Origin of the sequence: Streptococcus halitosis (genome assembly GCF_027691175.1) — a bacterium.
GTDB classification, from domain to species: Bacteria; Bacillota; Bacilli; order Lactobacillales; family Streptococcaceae; genus Streptococcus; species Streptococcus halitosis_A.
This window is the reverse complement of sequence record NZ_JAQFBD010000001.1, coordinates 1-20,647: the sequence shown is the minus strand read 5'-3', so window position 1 is coordinate 20,647 and position 20,647 is coordinate 1. Positions and strand designations below refer to the sequence as shown.

General features: G+C 35.6%; 20 protein-coding genes, 3 tRNA genes and 1 pseudogene. 17 read left to right on the top strand and 7 right to left on the bottom strand.

What is annotated here, in order from left to right; all coding sequences use genetic code 11:
- The first annotated feature begins 13 nt into the window (after window positions 1–13).
- Entirely contained in the window at window positions 14–556 is a 543-nt protein-coding gene (locus tag PG086_RS00120) for a TetR/AcrR family transcriptional regulator (RefSeq protein ID WP_000665084.1), read from the top strand.
- A gap of 41 nt (window positions 557–597) precedes the next feature.
- On the opposite strand, the gene PG086_RS00115 is transcribed toward PG086_RS00120, so the two are convergent.
- The 7 genes from PG086_RS00115 to rlmH all read right to left on the bottom strand — a co-directional run bounded on the left by PG086_RS00115 (window position 598) and on the right by rlmH (window position 3,765).
- A tRNA-Asn gene (locus tag PG086_RS00115) sits at window positions 598–671 on the bottom strand.
- 5 nt (window positions 672–676) lie between these two features.
- Window positions 677–748 (bottom strand) — tRNA-Glu (locus PG086_RS00110).
- Window positions 749–799: 51 nt separating this feature from the next.
- Entirely contained in the window at window positions 800–1,552 is a 753-nt protein-coding gene (comE, locus tag PG086_RS00105) for a competence system response regulator transcription factor ComE (protein WP_000866079.1), read from the bottom strand.
- Window positions 1,549–2,868, bottom strand: coding sequence for a competence system sensor histidine kinase ComD (gene comD / locus PG086_RS00100; RefSeq protein ID WP_057488943.1), 1,320 nt, complete (start codon window positions 2,866–2,868; stop codon window positions 1,549–1,551). The genes comE and comD overlap by 4 nt, the downstream gene beginning before the upstream one ends.
- 12 nt (window positions 2,869–2,880) lie before the next feature.
- Window positions 2,881–3,003: a competence-stimulating peptide ComC gene (comC, locus tag PG086_RS00095; protein WP_007520968.1), complete on the bottom strand. Its 123-nt coding sequence runs from the start codon at window positions 3,001–3,003 to the stop codon at window positions 2,881–2,883.
- A gap of 165 nt (window positions 3,004–3,168) precedes the next feature.
- A tRNA-Arg gene (locus PG086_RS00090) sits at window positions 3,169–3,242 on the bottom strand.
- 43 nt (window positions 3,243–3,285) lie between these two features.
- A complete protein-coding gene (gene rlmH / locus PG086_RS00085; protein ID WP_057488942.1) occupies window positions 3,286–3,765 on the bottom strand; it encodes a 23S rRNA (pseudouridine(1915)-N(3))-methyltransferase RlmH in 480 nt (159 codons plus the stop codon).
- 177 nt (window positions 3,766–3,942) lie between these two features.
- On the opposite strand from rlmH, the gene PG086_RS00080 reads away from it, so the two are divergent.
- From PG086_RS00080 to PG086_RS00005, 16 genes and pseudogenes are all read left to right on the top strand, one after another.
- The gene (locus PG086_RS00080; protein ID WP_270747077.1) at window positions 3,943–5,133 is read left to right on the top strand and encodes a S1C family serine protease; all 1,191 of its coding nucleotides are present in this window, start codon (window positions 3,943–3,945) and stop codon (window positions 5,131–5,133) included.
- A gap of 57 nt (window positions 5,134–5,190) precedes the next feature.
- The gene (locus tag PG086_RS00075; RefSeq protein ID WP_057488941.1) at window positions 5,191–5,949 is read left to right on the top strand and encodes a ParB/RepB/Spo0J family partition protein; all 759 of its coding nucleotides are present in this window, start codon (window positions 5,191–5,193) and stop codon (window positions 5,947–5,949) included.
- Between the two features lie 279 nt (window positions 5,950–6,228).
- Window positions 6,229–7,527, top strand: a complete 1,299-nt coding sequence (gene dnaA / locus PG086_RS00070; protein ID WP_394334473.1) for a chromosomal replication initiator protein DnaA — start codon at window positions 6,229–6,231, stop codon at window positions 7,525–7,527.
- A 158-nt stretch (window positions 7,528–7,685) separates the two neighbouring features.
- The gene (gene dnaN / locus PG086_RS00065; RefSeq protein ID WP_057488939.1) at window positions 7,686–8,822 is read left to right on the top strand and encodes a DNA polymerase III subunit beta; all 1,137 of its coding nucleotides are present in this window, start codon (window positions 7,686–7,688) and stop codon (window positions 8,820–8,822) included.
- Between the two features lie 64 nt (window positions 8,823–8,886).
- On the top strand, window positions 8,887–9,081 hold the full coding sequence (locus tag PG086_RS00060; RefSeq protein WP_057488938.1) for a DUF951 domain-containing protein: 195 nt from the start codon (window positions 8,887–8,889) through the stop codon (window positions 9,079–9,081).
- A gap of 84 nt (window positions 9,082–9,165) precedes the next feature.
- Complete coding sequence (ychF, locus tag PG086_RS00055) at window positions 9,166–10,281, top strand: redox-regulated ATPase YchF (protein ID WP_001218702.1); 1,116 nt, start codon at window positions 9,166–9,168, stop codon at window positions 10,279–10,281.
- A gap of 73 nt (window positions 10,282–10,354) precedes the next feature.
- Window positions 10,355–10,924: an aminoacyl-tRNA hydrolase gene (gene pth / locus PG086_RS00050; protein ID WP_000163921.1), complete on the top strand. Its 570-nt coding sequence runs from the start codon at window positions 10,355–10,357 to the stop codon at window positions 10,922–10,924.
- Window positions 10,925–14,428: a transcription-repair coupling factor gene (gene mfd / locus PG086_RS00045; protein WP_057488937.1), complete on the top strand. Its 3,504-nt coding sequence runs from the start codon at window positions 10,925–10,927 to the stop codon at window positions 14,426–14,428.
- A 57-nt stretch (window positions 14,429–14,485) separates the two neighbouring features.
- Window positions 14,486–14,752: an RNA-binding S4 domain-containing protein gene (locus PG086_RS00040; protein WP_001234975.1), complete on the top strand. Its 267-nt coding sequence runs from the start codon at window positions 14,486–14,488 to the stop codon at window positions 14,750–14,752.
- The gene (locus tag PG086_RS00035) at window positions 14,745–15,113 is read left to right on the top strand and encodes a septum formation initiator family protein (protein ID WP_000041923.1); all 369 of its coding nucleotides are present in this window, start codon (window positions 14,745–14,747) and stop codon (window positions 15,111–15,113) included. Before PG086_RS00040 ends, PG086_RS00035 begins: the two co-directional genes overlap by 8 nt.
- Window positions 15,114–15,117: 4 nt before the next feature.
- Window positions 15,118–15,240 carry an SP_0009 family protein gene (locus PG086_RS00030; RefSeq protein ID WP_000429343.1) on the top strand — a complete coding sequence of 41 codons (123 nt, stop codon included), beginning with the start codon at window positions 15,118–15,120 and terminating at the stop codon, window positions 15,238–15,240.
- Window positions 15,233–16,501 (top strand): serine hydrolase, encoded by a 1,269-nt coding sequence (locus PG086_RS00025; protein WP_033605780.1) that lies wholly within the window; start codon window positions 15,233–15,235, stop codon window positions 16,499–16,501. The genes PG086_RS00030 and PG086_RS00025 overlap by 8 nt, the downstream gene beginning before the upstream one ends.
- A complete protein-coding gene (tilS, locus tag PG086_RS00020; protein WP_270747072.1) occupies window positions 16,498–17,775 on the top strand; it encodes a tRNA lysidine(34) synthetase TilS in 1,278 nt (425 codons plus the stop codon). Before PG086_RS00025 ends, tilS begins: the two co-directional genes overlap by 4 nt.
- Before the next feature lie 4 nt (window positions 17,776–17,779).
- On the top strand, window positions 17,780–18,322 hold the full coding sequence (hpt, locus tag PG086_RS00015) for a hypoxanthine phosphoribosyltransferase (protein ID WP_000889402.1): 543 nt from the start codon (window positions 17,780–17,782) through the stop codon (window positions 18,320–18,322).
- A 15-nt stretch (window positions 18,323–18,337) separates the two neighbouring features.
- Complete coding sequence (ftsH, locus tag PG086_RS00010; RefSeq protein WP_270747071.1) at window positions 18,338–20,296, top strand: ATP-dependent zinc metalloprotease FtsH; 1,959 nt, start codon at window positions 18,338–18,340, stop codon at window positions 20,294–20,296.
- A gap of 39 nt (window positions 20,297–20,335) precedes the next feature.
- Window positions 20,336–20,596, top strand: a pseudogene (locus PG086_RS00005) (23S rRNA (uracil-5-)-methyltransferase RumA); the annotation flags it as partial.
- Window positions 20,597–20,647 lie beyond the last annotated feature (51 nt).

Below are 20,647 nucleotides of genomic sequence, written 5' to 3'. Positions count from 1 at the left end.
AAAAGGAGAAACTATGAAAGAAAGTAACAAACGATTAAAAACAAAGAGAAATATTGAAAATGCCATGGTTCAATTATTGATGGATCACCCCTTCGATCAAATTACTACAATTAAATTAGCAGAAAAAGCTGGAATTAGTCGTTCTAGCTTCTATACCCATTACAAGGATAAGTATGATATGATTGAACACTATCAAAGTAAGTTATTTCATACATTTGAGTATATCTTCCAAAAACATGCTCATCATAAAAAAGATGCCATTTTAGAAGTATTTGACTATTTAGAATCTGAACCATTATTAGCTGCTCTTTTATCTGAAAATGGTACCAAAGAGATCCAAAATTTCTTAAGAAATAAGCTTCATATCATGCTGAGCACAGATCTTCAGAAGCGCTTTATGCAACTACAACTAAATTCAATTGAATTAGAATATAGCAGCATTTATCTGACAAATGCCCTATTTGGAGTTTGTCAAACTTGGATTGCTCGTGGAAAAAAAGAAAGTCCGCAAGAAATGACAGACTTCCTTATGAAAATGCTAGGTGATGCCAACTAAGAACAAAAAAGAACACCATCTGGTGTTCTTTTTTTATTTGACTCCGCCAGTAGGACTCGAACCTACGACATCATGATTAACAGTCATGCGCTACTACCAACTGAGCTATGGCGGATAATATAGTCCGTACGGGATTCGAACCCGTGTTACCGCCGTGAAAAGGCGGTGTCTTAACCCCTTGACCAACGGACCATCTATCTGTAGCAGATATAACCATTATATCAATTTCTTACTGATTGTCAATCACTTTTTAGATTTTTTCTCTAGAATATCTTTTAGTTTACGAACTTTCAAACGGGTAATGGGACAACGATGATCTTCATAAAAAACAACTTCTAAATTCTTTCGATCAATTTCTCTCACATTTCCCACATTGACAAGGAAAGATTTATGGGAACAATAAAATCGCTGGGTATGTTTATCCTTTTCCTGAATATCTGTCATAGTTCCATAAAACTCTTTGGCAAAATTCTTACCAATAATCCGAAGTTTATGAGAAACTCCTGTGGTTTCGATATACAAAATGTCATGGTAAGGAATTTTCAAATCATTTCCTTTATAGTTGTAATCAAAATAGTCTACAACATCTTCGTTTTCAAGCAGCATGCTCTTAGTGTAAAAAATACTCTGCTCGATACGTTTTTTGAACAATTCATCATTGATGTCCTTATCTACAAAATCTAAAGCTGATACCTGATACTTATAAGTTAAAGTAGCAAATTCAGATCGACTAGTAATAAAGACAATAATAGCATAAGGATTGTGATGACGAATAAACTGAGCCACTTCAAATCCCTTTTTCTCAATTCCATGAATATCGATATCTAGGAAATAAAGCTGGTTTACTTCATCATTTTCGATATATTCCTTAAACTCACGAACTTTTCCTGTTGTCTTATATGAAATAGGAATATTCGATTCTTCCGAGATTTCATTTAATATTCTCTCTAGTCTCACTTGATGTTCAATAACATCTTCTAAAATTAATACTTTCATTCAAATTCCCTCTTAAATCTAATAATTTGTCTAAATGTGTTATCTTCCATCTCAGTTTCTAAAATAATATTGTCATACTTATCTAAAATCTCTTTGACATTATTAAGTCCTAGACCTCTATTTCTTCCCTTGGTAGAGAAACCTAAGGCAAATAGGTCCTCTGAAGGCGTCATAGTGATTTTACATGAATTCTGGATAACTATAACTGTTTCAAAATCCATTTTAATGACTGCAACTTCCATTTGTTTCAAGTAACTATCTGCGGCACCTTCAACAGCATTATTTAATAGAATGCTCATGATGCGAACAAGATCAAGTAAATCCATTGACAATCTAGTAATGACATCTTTTACTTCCAATGTAAACTCTACATCATTATTTCGTGCATATACAATCGATTGAGCAATTAAACTTCGTAAAGCCGAATCTTCTATGTTGTTTAAATCAAAGTAAGTATATTTGTCTGACCTCAATTTCTGATTTGCTTTTACTAAGACCTCGTTGTAAATCCTGTCAATTTCGTGTAAATCTCCGCTGTCAATCGCCATTTGCATGCTGACAAGCATACCTGCATAGTCATGACGAAAACCTCGAATCTCATTATACAAACCTACAATCTCATCTGTATAAGTTTGTAAATACTTTTGTTCAAATTTCTTCTGCTTTAGGGCAATCTCTTTTTCAATTTGAACCTTATAAGAATTCATTGCAAAGAAAACTAATAGCAGACAGATAAAAACAATGGTTGATAAAATACTTCCAAAACTATTTAAGTGATGAATAGTACTTACTATATCTGAAACAAACAATAAGATATGCAATCCAAAAAAAGCAACTATCACTTTTTTTAAAAAAGGGTAGAGGTAATCTTTATCAAAATATTTTATTTTTAAATGAAAATAACGAATTGTTTTTAAAATAACAAAATAGGTCAACAACAATACTACTAGAAAGAATATACTTTCATAGTGTAATGCAAGCTCATCACCTGTTATCGAGGATAGGGTTACAGCTATAAAAGTATGAGTACTGTGATATAAGAGAGAAAGCAGGAAACTTAGGAATACTCCCCTATACTTATCAAACTTTTTAAACCATATAAAATAAGCGTATAAAATAAATGGATATAAAAATTTTTCAATCCCTAGTCCACTTAAATATATAGAATAGAAGAAAAATTCAACTACAAATTCTACTATTACTGTATAAAAAATAAAGAAGTATTGTTCTTTTCTAGTTGTATTACAAATCAAATTATAACTTTTACTAGTAATAAAAATATGTAATATAACGCTTATTATTGCGAAAAAATCCATTCTTTTCTCCCTTTACTTTCTTTTAAAAAAATAAAATAAAAAATTATTTTCCTTTCTAATTTCTCCACCTCGAATCTCCTGCAATTCTGCCTCTGTTACCTCTTTAAATTGTTCCAATTTTACTGTATTTTTCATAATGAAATCTCCTGTATTATTTTTTTCTTGTAAGTTAACTTACAAACCTATTATACAAAATGAAGACCATATAAGAAAAAATTTTTCCCAACTGTACATTTTTGCACCTGAAACGCACTTTTTTAAGAAAAAAGCTGGGACTCATCCCAGCTTCGCATCTAAAATTGATCCCAGCAGGATTCGAACCTGCGACCGTTCGCTTAGAAGGCGAATGCTCTATCCAGCTGAGCTATGAGACCTAACATGACCATTCTATCAAAAAACAAGAGCTAAGTCAATCTTCTATTTGTGGTAAGGAGAACCCTGCTGAATCGTAAAAGCACGGTAAATTTGTTCAACTAAAACCAATCTCATTAACTGATGTGGTAATGTCAGACGTCCAAAACTGATAGAAAGATTGGCCCTATTTTTTACAACAGGAGCTAGACCCAAACTTCCTCCAATGATAAAAGTAAGAGTTGAGTAGCCTTTGATAGAAGCCTGCTCTAGTTGCTTACTAAATTCCTCTGAGGAGAGTGTTTTTCCTTCAATGGCTAGTACAACGACAAAGTCCCTTTCTCCAACCTTAGAAAGAATTCTTTCACCTTCTGTTCCCAAGATTTTTTGATTTTCTAATTTACTGGCTTTGTCAGGTGTTTTCTCATCAGCAAGTTCAATCATTTCTAATTTGGCGAAACGTGAAATTCGTTTGGTATACTCAGCAATGCCATCTTTTAAGTATTTCTCTTTCAGTTTTCCTACTGTTACAACTTTTATTTTCATTCTTCTATTCTATCATATCCACACTTCATTTCACATCTTATACACATGAAAATCATCCAAAAATACTATTAAATTCACAGAATAATGTGAGTTATCCACAACTTGTGTAAAACTTTTAAGCTTAGATTAAGTTAATAGGTTTATAATCTTGACAAACAATAGCAAACGGAGGCGTTTATGAAACACTTACAAAAATTTTACAAAAAAGGAGTTACTTTTCTTGTAATTATTCTAATAGGATTTTTGAGTGGTGCACTAGGAAGTTTTGTAACATTACAACTTTATCAAAAACAAGGAAATCAAGCTACAAATAATAATTCTGGCACTGTAACTCAAACATCATACAAGAATGAAAACTCAACTACTCAAGCAGTGAATAAAATTAAGGATGCTGTTGTATCAGTCATTACTTACTCTGCTAATAAACAAAGTAGTGTATTTGGAACCGAAGAATCAAATTCTGATACGGATAATCAACAGATTGCAAGTGAAGGATCAGGTGTCATCTATAAAAAGAACGAAAATGATGCTTATATTGTAACAAATACTCACGTTATTAACGGAGCTTCAAAAGTCGATATCCGTTTAGCTGATGGTACAAAAGTCCCTGGTGAAATTATTGGATCGGATACCTTCTCTGATATTGCTGTCGTAAAAATTTCTTCAGAAAAAGTTACAACAGTGGCAGAATTTGGTGATTCAAGCCAACTTAACGTTGGAGAAACAGCGATTGCTATCGGTAGTCCTTTAGGTTCAGAATATGCTAATACAGTTACACAGGGAATCATCTCAAGTCTTAATCGGAATGTTTCTCTAAAATCTGAAGATGGTCAAGCTATTTCAACAAAAGCCATTCAAACAGATACGGCCATTAACCCTGGTAACTCTGGTGGTCCTCTTGTAAATATTCAAGGACAAGTAATTGGTATTACATCAAGTAAGATTGCAAGTAATGGTGGAACATCTGTAGAAGGTCTTGGTTTTGCAATTCCTTCAAACGATGTACAAAATATCATTAAACAGCTTGAAAGTGATGGTAAAGTGACTCGTCCTGCTCTTGGAATCCAAATGGGCAATCTGTCCAACGTTGGAGCTAATGATCTTAGAAAACTAAACATTCCAAGTGGCCTCACTTCAGGTGTAGTTGTTCGATCTGTTCAAAGTAATATGCCTGCAAATGGACATCTTCAAAAATACGATGTCATTACTAAAGTTGACGACAAAGAAATTACTTCATCAACAGACTTACAACATGCTCTTTACAACCATGCTATTGGAGACACTATCAAAATAACCTACTACCGTAATGGTAAGGAGGAAACAACCTCTATAAAACTAGATAAGAATTCTGGTGATTTGGAACGTTAATTGACATCAGTGTAAAGAAAACTTTACAGAAAGTAAAAGATATGTTAGTGTAGAATCATGGAAAAATTTGAAATGATTTCTATCTCTGAAATACAAAAAAATCCTTACCAACCTCGGAAAGAATTTGATGTAGAAAAATTAAAGGAATTGGCTCAGTCAATCAAAGAAAATGGGCTCATCCAACCAATCATCGTTCGTCAATCTCCTGTAATTGGTTATGAAATCCTTGCAGGAGAGAGACGATATCGAGCTTCTCTCTTGGCTGGTCTGACCTCTATCCCAGCCGTTGTAAAGCACCTCTCAGATCAGGAAATGATGGTTCAATCAATCATTGAGAATTTGCAGAGAGAAAATTTAAATCCTGTTGAAGAAGCACGCGCCTATGAATCTTTAGTAGAGAAAGGATTTACTCACACTGAAATAGCGGATAAAATGGGGAAATCTCGTCCTTATATCACTAATTTTATTCGTTTACTTTCCCTACCAGAATATATCTTAACTGAAGTAGAAAATGGAAAAATTTCTCAAGCGCATGCACGTTCCCTAGTTGGTTTGGACAAAGAGCAGCAAGACCATTTCTTTCAACTAATTAAAAATGAAGACATCTCTGTGAGAAAGTTGGAAGCACTACTGACAGAAAAAAAACACAAGAAGCAAAAAAAAAGTGATTCTTTCATCAAAGATGAAGAAGATAAATTAAAAAAACTACTAGGTTTAAGTGTAGAAATTAAACTTTCTAAAAAAGATACTGGAAAGATTGTCATCTCTTTTTCAAGTCAAGAAGAATACGATAGAATTATTAACAGCCTGAAATAAGGCTGTTCTTTTATTTTCTTAACCCACAAATTTATCCACTAATTTTTTTATCAAAAACCCTACTAAATCAAGGAAAAAGCTATTTATCCCCAACCTGTGGATAAATACTACTAACATTGTGGATTCTTTTCCACAATCTGTGGAAAAATCCTACTATCTATGGTAAAATAAGTCTAGCACTAAACTACTAAAATCATAGTAAAGGAGGAAAAATAGTTGAAAGAAAAGCAATTTTGGAATCGTATTTTAGAATTTGCTCAAGAAAGATTGACTCGATCTATGTATGATTTCTATGCTACACCTGCTGAACTCATCAAAGTAGAAGAAAACACAGCTACTATATTTCTACCGAGATCAGAGATGGAAATGGTGTGGGAAAAGCAATTAAAAGATATTATCATTGCTGCTGGTTTTGAAATTTATGATTCTGAAATCAAACCTCACTATATTTTCACTAAACCTCAGAGCACAGAATCTCCTCAAGTAAATGATACGAATAGTGTCTCTACTTACAATTACACACCTGCACTACCAACGATTCCTTATTCTGAAACAGGATTAAAAGAAAAATATACCTTTGATAACTTTATTCAAGGTGATGGGAATGTTTGGGCGGTGTCTGCTGCGTTAGCTGTATCAGAAGATTTAGCTCTAACCTACAATCCTCTTTTTATCTATGGAGGGCCTGGTCTTGGAAAGACTCACTTGCTCAATGCGATTGGAAATGAGATTTTGAAAAATATTCCTGATGCGCGTGTCAAGTACATTCCTGCCGAAAGCTTTATCAATGACTTTCTTGAACACTTGCGACTTGGGGAAATGGAAAAGTTCAAAAAGACCTACCGTAGCCTTGATCTCTTGTTGATCGATGATATCCAATCTCTCAGTGGCAAAAAAGTCGCGACCCAGGAAGAATTTTTCAATACCTTCAATGCTCTTCATGATAAACAGAAACAGATTGTCCTAACCAGTGATCGAAGTCCTAAACACCTAGAAGGCCTTGAGGAAAGACTTGTTACACGCTTTAGCTGGGGATTGACGCAAAATATCACCCCTCCTGACTTTGAGACACGTATCGCCATTCTTCAAAGTAAAACAGAGCACTTGGATTACCATTTCCAAAGTGATACTCTAGAGTACTTGGCTGGCCAATTTGATTCAAATGTTCGAGAATTAGAAGGAGCAATCAACGATATCACTTTAATTGCCAGAGTGAAGAAGATTAAGGATATTACTATTGATATTGCTGCGGAAGCTATTAGAGCACGTAAGCAAGACGCTCGCCAGATACTTGTTATTCCAATTGAGAAAATCCAAACTGAAGTTGGTAATTTTTATGGAGTGAGTGTCAAAGAAATGAAGGGGACGAGACGAGTTCAGAACATCGTTTTAGCACGTCAAGTTGCCATGTACCTAGCTAGAGAACTGACAGATAACAGTCTTCCAAAAATCGGAAAAGAATTTGGCGGAAAGGATCACACCACCGTTATTCATGCCCATGCTAAAATTAAATCATTGATTGACGAAGACGATAATTTACGTTTAGAAATAGAAGCAATCAAAAAGAAAATTAAGTAGCTTGTGGATAAGTTTTCCTTTCTTATCTTTTTTATCCACATTTTTTAAACAAGCTTAGAAGCTTAAGTTTACTAAATAGCACTCAGTTTTCCACAGAATTCACACACTCTATTATTACTATTAACTTTCTAATACTAAAAATAAATAAAGGAGAATCCATGATTCATTTTTCAATTAATAAAAATTTATTTCTACAGGCCTTAAATACTACAAAACGAGCAATAAGCTCTAAAAATGCTATTCCAATTTTATCAACAATCAAAATTGACGTTACCAATGAAGGAATTACTTTAATTGGATCAAACGGTCAAATTTCTATTGAGAATTTCATTTCTCAAAAGAATGAAGATGCTGGTCTCTTGATTACTTCTTTGGGTTCGATTCTTCTTGAAGCTTCTTTCTTTATCAATGTTGTATCTAGTCTACCTGATGTGACTCTTGATTTTAAAGAAATTGAACAAAATCAAATTGTTTTAACCAGCGGCAAATCAGAAATTACCCTAAAAGGAAAAGATAGCGAACAGTACCCACGAATCCAAGAAATTTCAGCAAGCACTCCTTTGGTTCTTGAAACCAAACTACTCAAGAAAATTATCAATGAAACAGCTTTTGCTGCGAGTACGCAAGAAAGTCGTCCCATCTTAACAGGTGTTCACTTCGTATTGAGCCAACACAAAGAACTAAAAACAGTTGCGACAGACTCACACCGACTTAGCCAGAAGAAATTGACTCTTGAAAAAAATGGAGATGATTTCGATGTGGTAATTCCTAGTCGTTCTCTACGCGAATTTTCAGCGGTATTTACAGATGATATTGAAACTGTAGAGATTTTCTTTGCAAATAATCAAATCCTCTTTAGAAGCGAAAATATTAGCTTCTACACTCGTCTCCTAGAAGGTAATTATCCTGATACAGATCGCTTGATTCCAACAGACTTTAACACTACAATTACTTTTGATGTTGTTAATTTACGTCAATCTATGGAACGTGCACGTCTCTTATCAAGTGCGACTCAAAACGGTACTGTGAAGCTTGAAATTAAAGGTGGGGTTGTTAGTGCCCATGTTCACTCTCCAGAAGTTGGTAAAGTAAACGAAGAAATCGATACGGAGCATGTGACTGGGGATGATTTAACTATTAGTTTTAACCCAACTTACTTGATTGATTCCCTCAAGGCTTTAAATAGCGAAAAGGTAACTATTAGCTTTATCTCAGCTGTTCGTCCATTTACTCTTGTGCCAGCAGATACTGACGAAGATTTCATGCAGCTCATTACACCAGTTCGTACAAATTAAGTAAAAGAGGTTGAGCCTGGCTCGCCTCTTTTATGATATAATCGAAAAAGAAAAGGAGAATAGTATGTATCAAGTTGGAAATTTTGTTGAAATGAAAAAACCACATGCTTGCACCATCAAGTCAACAGGTAAAAAGGCCAATCGTTGGGAAATTACACGTGTAGGGGCAGATATCAAAATCAAATGTAGCAATTGTGACCATCTTGTTATGATGAGTCGCTATGATTTTGAACGAAAAATGAATAAGATTGTTGACTAAGAACCCTTAGTTAGAGGGTTAGCAAGTTTTCCCTTTTTGTGTTATAATGTTAGGGATTGAAATGAGAACGGAGAATGAGAAACTATGGCTTTAACAGCAGGTATCGTTGGTTTGCCAAACGTTGGTAAATCAACCCTTTTTAATGCAATTACAAAAGCAGGAGCAGAGGCGGCAAACTACCCATTTGCGACTATTGATCCAAACGTTGGGATGGTGGAAGTTCCAGATGAACGCCTACAAAAACTAACGGAAATGATTACTCCTAAAAAGACAGTTCCAACAACATTTGAATTTACAGATATTGCAGGGATTGTAAAAGGAGCATCAAAAGGCGAAGGTCTAGGAAATAAATTCTTGGCCAATATTCGTGAAGTAGACGCGATTGTTCATGTAGTTCGTGCTTTTGATGATGAAAATGTTATGCGCGAGCAAGGACGTGAAGACGCCTTTGTGGATCCACTTGCAGATATTGATACCATTAACCTAGAGTTGATTCTTGCTGATTTAGAATCAGTCAATAAGCGCTATGCGCGTGTAGAAAAGATGGCACGTACGCAAAAAGATAAAGAATCAGTAGCAGAGTTTAACGTTCTTCAAAAAATTAAACCAGTCCTTGAGGATGGAAAATCAGCTCGCACCATCGAATTCACAGATGAAGAACAAAAAGTTGTCAAAGGTCTCTTCCTTTTGACCACTAAACCAGTTCTTTATGTTGCTAATGTGGATGAGGATGTAGTTTCAGATCCAGATTCTATCGAATATGTGAAGCAAATTCGTGAATTCGCAGCGACAGAGAATGCTGAAGTAGTAGTTATTTCCGCGCGTGCTGAGGAAGAAATTTCTGAGTTAGACGATGAGGATAAGCAAGAGTTTCTTGAAGCACTTGGTTTGACTGAATCAGGCGTTGACAAGTTGACTCGTGCAGCTTATCACTTGCTTGGGCTTGGAACTTACTTCACAGCTGGTGAAAAAGAAGTCCGTGCTTGGACCTTTAAGCGAGGGATGAAAGCTCCTCAAGCAGCTGGTATTATCCACTCAGACTTTGAAAAAGGGTTTATTCGTGCAGTAACAATGTCATATGAGGATCTAGTGAAATATGGATCTGAAAAGGCTGTAAAAGAAGCTGGGCGTTTGCGTGAAGAAGGAAAAGAATATATCGTTCAAGATGGCGATATCATGGAATTCCGCTTTAACGTTTAATAACATTTTATAAATAGTGTCAATTAGGTTGGAAAAAAATTCCAACCCTTTTGGTTTTTGAAAGGAAAAATAAATGACCAAATTACTTGTAGGATTGGGAAATCCAGGGGATAAATATTTTGAAACCAAACACAATGTTGGCTTTATGTTGATTGACCAACTAGCTAAAAAACAAAATGTCACCTTTACACACGACAAGATATTTCAAGCTGACCTAGCTTCTTTTTTCTTCAATGGAGAAAAAATTTATCTGGTCAAACCAACGACCTTTATGAATGAAAGCGGGAAAGCTGTTCATGCTTTATTGACTTACTATGGTTTGGATATTGAAGATTTACTCGTTATTTACGATGATCTTGACATGGAAGTTGGGAAAATTCGTTTAAGAGCAAAGGGTTCAGCAGGTGGTCATAATGGTATCAAGTCTATTATTCAACATATTGGAACCCAAGTATTTAACCGTGTTAAAATAGGTATTGGAAGACCTAAAAAAGGCATGTCAGTGGTTCACCATGTTTTAAGTAAGTTTGATCAGGATGACTATGTGGGTATTTTACAGTCTATTGACAAGGTTGACGATGCTGTAAACTACTATTTACAAGAGAAAAACTTTGAGAAAACAATGCAGAGGTATAACGGCTAAATGGTGACTTTATTAGATTTATTCTCAGAAAATGATCAGATAAAAAAATGGCATCAAAATCTGATAGATAAGAAAAGACAACTAATACTTGGTTTATCAACTTCTACCAAGGCTCTTGCAATTGCAAGCAGTCTAGAAAAAGAAAATAAGATTGTGTTACTGACTTCAACTTATGGAGAAGCAGAACGAATTATCAGTGATCTTCTTTCTCTCTTAGGAGAGGAGTTTGTCTATCCATTTTTGGTCGATGACTCTCCTATGGTAGAGTTTTTGATGTCTTCACAAGAAAAAATCATTTCGCGGGTTGAGGCCTTGCGTTTTTTGAGTGATCCGTCTAAGAAAGGGATTTTAGTTTGTAATATCGCAGCGAGTCGGTTGATTTTACCCTCTCCGACTAGATTTAAAGAAAGTATTATAAAAATTGCAGTTGGTGAAGAATATGATCAACATGACCTTCTTCACAAATTAAAGGTAATCGGTTATCGAAAAGTTACACAAGTACAGACCCAAGGGGAGTTTAGTATTCGAGGAGATATTTTAGATATTTTTGAGATGTCTCAGTTAGAACCTTTTCGAATTGAGTTTTTTGGTGATGAAGTAGATGGAATTAGGACTTTTGAAGTTGAAACACAATTATCGAAAGAAAATCAGACAAACCTCACTATCTTTCCAGCTAGTGATATGCTTTTGAGAGAAAAGGATTATCAACGAGGTCAGTCAGCTTTAGAAAAGCAAATTTCGAAGACTCTATCGCCGATTTTGAAATCCTATCTAGAAGAAATTTTGTCAAGTTTTCATCAAAAACAAGTACATTCAGATAGTCGAAAGTTTTTGTCCTTATGTTACGATAAAACATGGACTGTATTTGATTATATTGAAAAAGATACACCAGTATTCTTTGATGACTATCAAAAATTGATGAATCAGTATGAATCCTTTGAAAGAGAATTAGCACAATACTTTACAGAAGATTTACAGAATGGTAAATCATTTTCTGGGATGCAGTATTTTGCAGATACAGAGCAAACCTATAAAAGACAAAGTCCAGTTACCTTTTTCTCCAATCTGCAAAAGGGCTTAGGAAATCTTAAGTTTGATCACATTTATCAATTTAATCAATACCCCATGCAAGAATTCTTCAATCAGTTTTCTTTTCTTAAAGAAGAAATTGAGCGATACAAAAAAATGGACTACACTATTATTTTGCAGTCTAGCAATTCAATGGGAAGTAAGACGTTGGAGGATGTTTTAGAGGAATATCAGATCAAATTGGATTCCAGAGATAAGTCAAGTATCTGTAAAGAATCTGTAAACTTGATTGAGGGTAATCTAAGACATGGTTTTCATTTTGTAGATGAAAAAATTCTCTTGATTACTGAACATGAGATTTTTCAAAAGAAATTAAAACGTCGTTTTCGAAGACAACATGCTTCAAACGCAGAGCGATTAAAAGATTATAATGAACTTGAAAAAGGGGACTATGTTGTTCACCATATCCATGGAATTGGTCAATATCTAGGAATCGAAACAATTGAAATCCAAGGCATTCACCGTGATTATGTCAGTGTACAGTATCAAAATGGTGACCAAATCTCCATCCCAGTAGAGCAGATTCAGTTACTGTCTAAATATGTTTCAAGTGATGGGAAACCTCCAAAACTTAATAAATTAAATGATGGTCATTTTAAAAAAGCCAAGCAAAAAGTTAAGAGCCAGGTGGAGGATATAGCTGACGATTTAATCAAACTCTATTCTGAACGCAGTCAATTGAAAGGCTTTGCTTTTTCAACTGATGATGATGAGCAACATGCTTTTGATGATGCTTTCCCTTATGTTGAAACGGATGATCAACTTCGTAGTATTGAGGAAATTAAGAGAGATATGCAGGATTCTCATCCCATGGATCGACTTTTAGTTGGGGATGTTGGTTTTGGGAAGACTGAGGTTGCAATGCGTGCTGCTTTTAAGGCAGTCAATGATCACAAACAGGTGGTCGTTCTAGTTCCAACGACGGTTTTAGCGCAACAGCACTATACGAATTTTAAGGAACGATTCCAAAATTTTGCTGTTAATATTGATGTGTTGAGTCGCTTTAGAAGTAAAAAAGAGCAGGCAGAGACACTTGAAAAATTAAAGAATGGTCAAGTCGATATTTTGATTGGAACGCATCGTGTTTTGTCAAAAGATGTGGTATTTTCAGATTTAGGCTTGATGATTATTGATGAAGAGCAACGATTTGGTGTTAAGCATAAGGAAACATTGAAAGAACTGAAGAAACAAGTGGATGTCCTAACCTTGACAGCTACTCCAATACCTCGTACTCTTCATATGTCTATGTTGGGAATCCGAGATTTATCTGTTATTGAAACACCTCCGACCAATCGTTATCCAGTGCAAACCTATGTTTTGGAAAAGAATGATAGTGTGATTCGTGATGCTGTCTTGCGTGAAATGGAGCGTGGAGGTCAAGTTTACTATCTTTACAACAAAGTTGACACGATTGACCAGAAGGTTTCAGAATTACAGGAGTTGATTCCAGAGGCTTCGATTGGGTATGTTCATGGACAAATGAGTGAAATTCAGTTAGAAAACACTTTATTGGACTTTATTGAAGGTCAGTATGATATTTTGGTGACGACTACTATTATTGAAACAGGAGTTGACATTCCGAACGCCAATACCTTATTTATTGAAAATGCGGACCATATGGGCTTGTCAACCTTGTATCAATTAAGGGGAAGAGTTGGTCGTAGCAATCGTATTGCTTATGCCTATCTCATGTATCGTCCAGAAAAATCAATCAGTGATGTCTCTGAGAAGAGATTAGAAGCGATTAAGGGATTTACAGAATTGGGCTCAGGATTTAAGATTGCGATGCGAGATCTTTCGATTCGTGGAGCAGGAAATCTCCTAGGAAAATCGCAGTCTGGTTTCATTGATTCTGTTGGTTTTGAATTGTATTCGCAGTTACTAGAGGAAGCTATTGCTAAACGGAATGGCAATGGAAACACAAGAACCAAAGGAAATGCTGAGTTGATTTTACAAATCGACGCCTATCTTCCTGACACTTATATTTCTGATCAACGACATAAGATTGAAATTTACAAGAAAATTCGTCAAATTGACAATCGTGTCAACTATGAAGAACTACAAGAAGAATTGATGGATCGCTTTGGAGAATACCCAGATGTAGTAGCCTATCTTTTAGAGATTGGTTTGGTTAAGTCATATTTTGACAAGGTCTTTGTAGAACGTGTAGAGAGAAAAGAAAATAAGATTACAGTTCAATTTGAAAAAGTCACTCAACGACTGTTCTTGGCTCAAGATTATTTTAAAGCCTTATCCGCAACGAACTTAAAAGCAACTATAGCTGAGAATAAGGGAGTAATGGAAGTCGTATTTGATGTCCGGAACAAGAAAAATTATGAAATTTTAGAAGGTCTGCTGATTTTTGGAGAAAGTTTATTAGAGATAAAAGAATCAAAGGAAGCAAATCTCATATGACATTTTTCTTCTATAAAAAGGATAAAAATGGTACAATAATAATTTGAGGTAATAAAAATGAGATTAGACAAGTATTTAAAAGTATCACGAATTATTAAGCGCCGCACAGTCGCAAAAGAAGTAGCAGATAAAGGTAGAATCAAGGTGAATGGAATCTTGGCCAAAAGTTCAACGGATTTGAAAGTTGATGACCAAGTTGAAATTCGATTTGGAAATAAGTTGTTGCTTGTTAAAGTACTAGAGATGAAAGATAGTACAAAAAAAGAAGATGCAGCAGGCATGTATGAAATTCTCAGTGAAACACGGGTAGAAGAAAATGTCTAAAAATATTGTACAGATGAATAATTCTTTTATTCAAAATGAACATCAACGTCGTCGTTACCTGATGAAGGAGAGACAAAAACGAAATCGTTTTATGGGTTGGGTCCTTATTTTGATGATTTTGTTGTTTATTTTACCAACTTATAACTTGGCCCAAAGCTATGATCAGTTACTGCAACGCCGTCAGCAATTGACAGAGTTGAAAGAACAATACCAAACTCTTAGTGATGAAAAGGATAAGGAATCCGCTTTTGCTACAAAGTTGAAAGATGAAGACTATGTAGCAAAATATGCACGCGCAAAGTACTATTACTCAAAGAAACGAGAAGCAATTTACACAATTCCTGATTTGCTTCCGAGGTAATGTCATGGAAAATTTATTAGAGGTTGTTGAGCAATTTTTAAGTTTATCAGATGAAAAATTAGAGGAATTGGCAGCTAAAAACCATTTATTACGATTACAAGAAGAAAGGGAAGAGAAGAATGCGTAAGTTCTTAGTAGTTTTATTGCTACCTGCTTTTATTATAACTTCAAGAGCAGTTAGCACAGAAAAACAGCTTCCTTACTCTTCACAAGAAATTTATTATCTAACCGAGTCTGATTATGGATTCTACTATAAGGAAACTCTTGAATCTCCAATGGTTTATGGAGAAACAGCCGTCTATGCTAATGAGGATCTTGTTAAGGAGTCTGGTAAATTGACTCCTGAAAACGCCTTTAAAATAATAGAATGGCGTTTGAATAGACAAGGTATTCCTGTTTTTAAATTAGACAATCATCAGTTTATTATTGCAGATAAGCGTTTGGTCTATGATCAAAGTCAAGTTGAAATTCAAACTAGACAGGTATGGTTGGAGCCGGGGGTTGTTATTTATAATAGTCCTTATGATGCTAAAGAAATTTCTTCATCCCTCTCTCCCTATCAACGCGTAACAGTGGACAGAACCCTCTTTGCTGAGGGACAAGAATTTCTTCATATTGATCAAGTTGGGTGGGTATCAAAAGAGTTCGTCTCAGAAGAAGACAATCGCATCCAAAAGGTTCAAGAAATCTTATCAAACAACTATCAGAATGAAAATTATTCTATTTATGTTAAACAACTGAGTACGGGTAAAGAGGCTGGTGTGAATGAAGACAGCAAACTTTATGCAGCTAGCATCTTGAAACTAGCCTACCTTTATTATGCTCAAGATAAGATAAATCAAGGAAAGTATACGCTAGATAGTAGCTTTAAGTATGTCCCAGAAGTAAATAGTTTCCCTGGGTCCTATAAACCAGAGGGTAGTGGTAGCTTGCCTAAAAAAGAAGATAACAAAGAATACAGTCTTCAACAGTTAATTACCAAGGTAACAAAAGAGTCTGATAATGTTGCTCATAATATTTTAGGTTATTACGTGACCAATCAATCTGACGGGGCTTTCAAAGAAAAAATGTCCACCATTATGGGTGAAGATTGGGATGTGAATGATAAATTGACTTCTTCAAAAATGGCTGGAAAGGTCATGGAAGCTATTTATAATCAGAATGGTTTTGTTCTAGAGTCTCTAGGTAAGACCGATTTTGACAACCAACGAATCGCAAAAGGTGTTTCGGTTAAGGTAGCTCATAAAATTGGAGATGCCGACGAGTATAAACATGACACTGCCATTGTTTATACGGATTCTCCTTTCGTTCTTTCTATTTTCACTAAAAATTCTGATTATGACACTATTGCTAAGATAGCTAAGGATGTCTATGAGGTTTTAAAATGAGGGAACAGGATTTTTTAAATCATTTTCTCCGAAAAGAGTATTTCAAAAAACATTCGAAAGTCGTGTTAGCTTTGTCTGGCGGACTGGATTCAATGTTTTTATTCCATCTATTGTCTACTTATCAAAATGAGTTAGAAATTGAGCTGATTGTAGCACATGTCAATCACAAGCAGAGAAGGGAGTCTGACTGGGAGGAAAATGAACTAAGGAAGTTAGCTGATGAAGCTGGACTTCCTATTTATATCACAAGCTTTTCAGGAGACTTTTCAGAAGCGCGTGCTCGAGAGTTTCGTTATGATTTTTTTAGGAAAATCATGAAAGAGGTTGGAGCGACCGCCTTGGTTACTGCCCACCATGCAGATGATCAAGTTGAAACGATTTTGATGCGCTTGATTCGAGGAAGTCGGCTACGTCATTTAACAGGAATAAAAGAAGGTCAAGTAGTTGATGATATTGAAATCATCCGTCCCTTGTTACCTTTTCATAAAAAGGATTTTCCACCAATTTTTCATTTTGAAGATCAAACAAATCAGGAAAATACCTATTTTCGCAATCGCATTCGGAATAGGTATATACCAGAGCTTGAAAAAGAAAATCCTCGTCTTAAATCCGCCCTTTTAGATTTAGGAAGGGAAATTTCAGATTACCAAGCAACAATAACGGAGCTTTCGAAACAAATTGATGTGGAAGATTTGAATGAGCTATTTTCATACTCTCAACAAACTCAAGGAATCTTGCTCCAGAACTATCTTAATCAATTTCCAGACTTAAATCTGACAAAGGCTCAGTTTTCTGAAGTTCGACAGATTTTAGCAAGGAAAAGCCAGTATCGTCATTCTCTTAAAAATGGCTATGAATTGATAAAAGAGTATCAGAATTTTCGAGTTTGCAAAATCAGTCCACAGGCCGATGAAAAGGAAGATGAACTTGTGTTACACTATCAAAATCAAGTTCGATATATGGGCTATTTATTTTCCTTTGGCATTCCTATTGAAGGGGATTTTATTCAAAAAGTAACGGTTTCACGGGAAACATCTGTACATATTAGATGTCGAAAACCTGGCGATGTTCTTATCCTGAATGGTCATCGAAAGAAATTGAGACGCTTATTTATAGATTTGAAAATCCCCATTGAAAAACGAAAAACAACCCCTATTATTGAGCAATTTGGAGAAATTGTCTCAATTTTAGGAATTGCGACCAGTGATTTGAGTAAAAACACGAAAAATGATATAATGAACACTGTAATTTATATAGAAAAAATAGATAGGTAAAAAGATGTTAGAACACGATATTAAAAAAATCCTCGTTTCACATGATGAAATTACAGAAGCAGCTAAAAAGCTAGGTGCGCAACTAACAAAAGAATATGAGGGGAAAAATCCAATTCTTATTGGAATTTTGAAAGGATCGATTCCTTTTATGGCTGAATTGGTCAAACATATTGATACGCATATTGAGATGGACTTCATGATGGTATCTAGTTACCATGGTGGAACAGCAAGTAGTGGTGTCATCAATATCAAGCAAGACGTGACTCAAGATATCAAAGGAAGACATGTTTTATTTGTAGAGGATATCATCGATACAGGTCAAACCTTGAAGAATTTGCGAGATATGTTTATTGCAAGAGAAGCAGCTTCTGTTAAAATCGCGACTTTGTTGGACAAACCAGAGGGACGCGTTGTTGAAATTGAAGCGGATTATACTTGCTTTACTATTCCAAATGAGTTTGTAGTAGGTTATGGTCTAGATTATAAAGAAAATTATCGTAACCTTCCTTATGTCGGAGTATTGAAAGAAGAAGTTTATTCAAATTAGAAAGATCTATCTTTAATGAAAAAACAAAATAACGGTTTAGTTAGAAATCCATTTCTCTACTTGTTAATTATCTTCTTCCTTGTGACAGGATTTCAGTATTTTTACTCTGGAAATACTGCTGGACGAAGCGAAAAAATTAACTATACAGAATTGGTAAAAGAAATTACAGCAGACAATGTAAAAGAATTAACCTATCAGCCAAATGGTAGCATCATTGAAGTGTCTGGTGTTTATAAAAATCCTAAGACTAGTAAAGAAGAAACAGGAATTCAATTTTTTACTCCTACAGCTACAACAGTAGAAAGATTCTCAAGTACTATTCTTCCGTCTGATTCAACAGTTTCAGAATTGCAAAAACTTGCTTCTGAACATCAGGCTGAGGTTACAGTCAAACATGAGAGTTCAAGTGGTATGTGGATCAATATCCTTGTGTCTGTTGTGCCATTTGCTATTCTCTTCTTCTTCCTATTCTCTATGATGGGAAATATGGGAGGAAATAATAGTAGAAATCCAATGAGTTTTGGACGTAGCAAGGCTAAAGCTGCTAACAAAGAAGATATCAAGGTACGATTCTCAGATGTTGCAGGTGCTGAGGAAGAAAAACAAGAATTAGTCGAAGTTGTTGAATTCCTAAAAGATCCAAAACGATTTACAAAACTTGGTGCGCGCATTCCTGCGGGTGTTCTTTTGGAGGGACCTCCGGGAACAGGTAAGACATTACTTGCTAAGGCGGTTGCTGGAGAAGCAGGAGTTCCATTCTTTAGTATTTCAGGTTCTGACTTTGTAGAAATGTTTGTCGGAGTTGGTGCAAGCCGCGTTCGTTCTCTTTTTGAGGATGCAAAAAAAGCAGCGCCAGCCATCATCTTTATCGATGAAATTGATGCTGTTGGTCGCCAACGTGGTGTTGGTCTTGGTGGAGGAAATGATGAACGTGAACAAACCTTGAACCAACTCTTGATTGAGATGGATGGTTTTGAGGGAAATGAAGGAATCATCGTTATCGCTGCGACGAACCGTTCAGATGTTCTTGATCCAGCTCTTCTCCGCCCAGGACGTTTCGATAGAAAAGTCTTGGTTGGTCGCCCTGATGTTAAAGGTCGTGAAGCAATCTTGAAAGTTCACGCTAAAAATAAACCTCTGGCAGACGATGTTGATTTGAAACTAGTTGCCCAACAAACCCCTGGCTTTGTGGGAGCTGACTTAGAAAATGTTCTAAACGAGGCAGCCTTGGTTGCAGCCCGTCGCAACAAATCAATCATTGATGCTTCAGATATTGATGAGGCAGAGGACAGAGTGATTGCTGGACCATCTAAGAAGGATAAAACAGTATCACAAAGAGAACGTGAATTGGTTGCTTATCATGAGGCTGGACATACCATTGTTGGTTTAGTACTGTCAAATGCCCGTGTTGTTCATAAAGTTACCATCGTACCACGTGGACGTGCAGGTGGTTACATGATTGCACTTCCGAAAGAGGATCAAATGCTTCTATCTAAAGAAGACATGAAAGAGCAATTGGCAGGTTTGCTGGGTGGTCGTGTAGCTGAAGAGATTATCTTTAATGTCCAAACGACAGGAGCTTCAAATGACTTTGAACAAGCTACACAGATGGCTCGTGCAATGGTCACTGAATACGGTATGAGTGAAAAACTTGGCCCAGTTCAATACGAAGGTAACCATGCTATGTTTGGTGCACAAAGTCCTCAAAAATCAATTTCAGAACAAACAGCCTATGAGATTGATGAGGAAGTTCGTTCATTATTAAATGAGGCACGAAACAAAGCTGCTGAAATTATCCAATCAAATCGTGAAACTCATAAGTTGATTGCAGAAGCGTTATTGAAATACGAAACATTGGATAGTACACAGATTAAATCTCTTTATGAAACAGGAAAAATGCCTGAGACAGTAGAAGAGGAATCTCATGCACTATCTTATGATGAAGTAAAATCAAAAATGAGTGAAGAAAAATAAATTTAGAGAGGTTCGACCTCTCTTTTTATGTTCTAATGTGATGGCTACCGAGCAGATGCCCTGATAGTCGACCCTCCTCGTACAGGCTTAGATGATAAGCTATTGGATACCATTCTGACCTATGTTCCAGAAAAGATGGTCTATGTATCCTGCAATGTTTCGACCTTGGCACGAGATTTAGTTAAACTGGTAAAAGTCTATGATCTCCAGTATATCCAGTCAGTTGATATGTTTCCCCACACTGCACGGACAGAAGCAGTTGTTAAGTTAGTGAAGAAAAGAAAAAATCAACTTCACTGAAAAAAGATCTTGACAAAGTAGGAAAAGTAGGTATAATAGAAAGAGTTGAAA

Bases quoted from the DNA above. Each gene is read 5' to 3' on its own strand.
- PG086_RS00120 (WP_000665084.1), top strand. From the start codon at position 14: ATGAAAGAAAGTAACAAACGATTAAAAACAAAGAGAAATATTGAAAAT.
- comE (WP_000866079.1), bottom strand. From the start codon at position 1,552: ATGAAAGTATTAATTTTAGAAGATGTTATTGAACATCAAGTGAGACTA.
- comD (WP_057488943.1), bottom strand. From the start codon at position 2,868: ATGGATTTTTTCGCAATAATAAGCGTTATATTACATATTTTTATTACT.
- comC (WP_007520968.1), bottom strand. From the start codon at position 3,003: ATGAAAAATACAGTAAAATTGGAACAATTTAAAGAGGTAACAGAGGCA.
- rlmH (WP_057488942.1), bottom strand. From the start codon at position 3,765: ATGAAAATAAAAGTTGTAACAGTAGGAAAACTGAAAGAGAAATACTTA.
- PG086_RS00080 (WP_270747077.1), top strand. From the start codon at position 3,943: ATGAAACACTTACAAAAATTTTACAAAAAAGGAGTTACTTTTCTTGTA.
- PG086_RS00075 (WP_057488941.1), top strand. From the start codon at position 5,191: ATGGAAAAATTTGAAATGATTTCTATCTCTGAAATACAAAAAAATCCT.
- dnaA (WP_394334473.1), top strand. From the start codon at position 6,229: ATGTATGATTTCTATGCTACACCTGCTGAACTCATCAAAGTAGAAGAA.
- dnaN (WP_057488939.1), top strand. From the start codon at position 7,686: ATGATTCATTTTTCAATTAATAAAAATTTATTTCTACAGGCCTTAAAT.
- PG086_RS00060 (WP_057488938.1), top strand. From the start codon at position 8,887: ATGTATCAAGTTGGAAATTTTGTTGAAATGAAAAAACCACATGCTTGC.
- ychF (WP_001218702.1), top strand. From the start codon at position 9,166: ATGGCTTTAACAGCAGGTATCGTTGGTTTGCCAAACGTTGGTAAATCA.
- pth (WP_000163921.1), top strand. From the start codon at position 10,355: ATGACCAAATTACTTGTAGGATTGGGAAATCCAGGGGATAAATATTTT.
- mfd (WP_057488937.1), top strand. From the start codon at position 10,925: ATGGTGACTTTATTAGATTTATTCTCAGAAAATGATCAGATAAAAAAA.
- PG086_RS00040 (WP_001234975.1), top strand. From the start codon at position 14,486: ATGAGATTAGACAAGTATTTAAAAGTATCACGAATTATTAAGCGCCGC.
- PG086_RS00035 (WP_000041923.1), top strand. From the start codon at position 14,745: ATGTCTAAAAATATTGTACAGATGAATAATTCTTTTATTCAAAATGAA.
- PG086_RS00030 (WP_000429343.1), top strand. From the start codon at position 15,118: ATGGAAAATTTATTAGAGGTTGTTGAGCAATTTTTAAGTTTATCAGAT.
- PG086_RS00025 (WP_033605780.1), top strand. From the start codon at position 15,233: ATGCGTAAGTTCTTAGTAGTTTTATTGCTACCTGCTTTTATTATAACT.
- tilS (WP_270747072.1), top strand. From the start codon at position 16,498: ATGAGGGAACAGGATTTTTTAAATCATTTTCTCCGAAAAGAGTATTTC.
- hpt (WP_000889402.1), top strand. From the start codon at position 17,780: ATGTTAGAACACGATATTAAAAAAATCCTCGTTTCACATGATGAAATT.
- ftsH (WP_270747071.1), top strand. From the start codon at position 18,338: ATGAAAAAACAAAATAACGGTTTAGTTAGAAATCCATTTCTCTACTTG.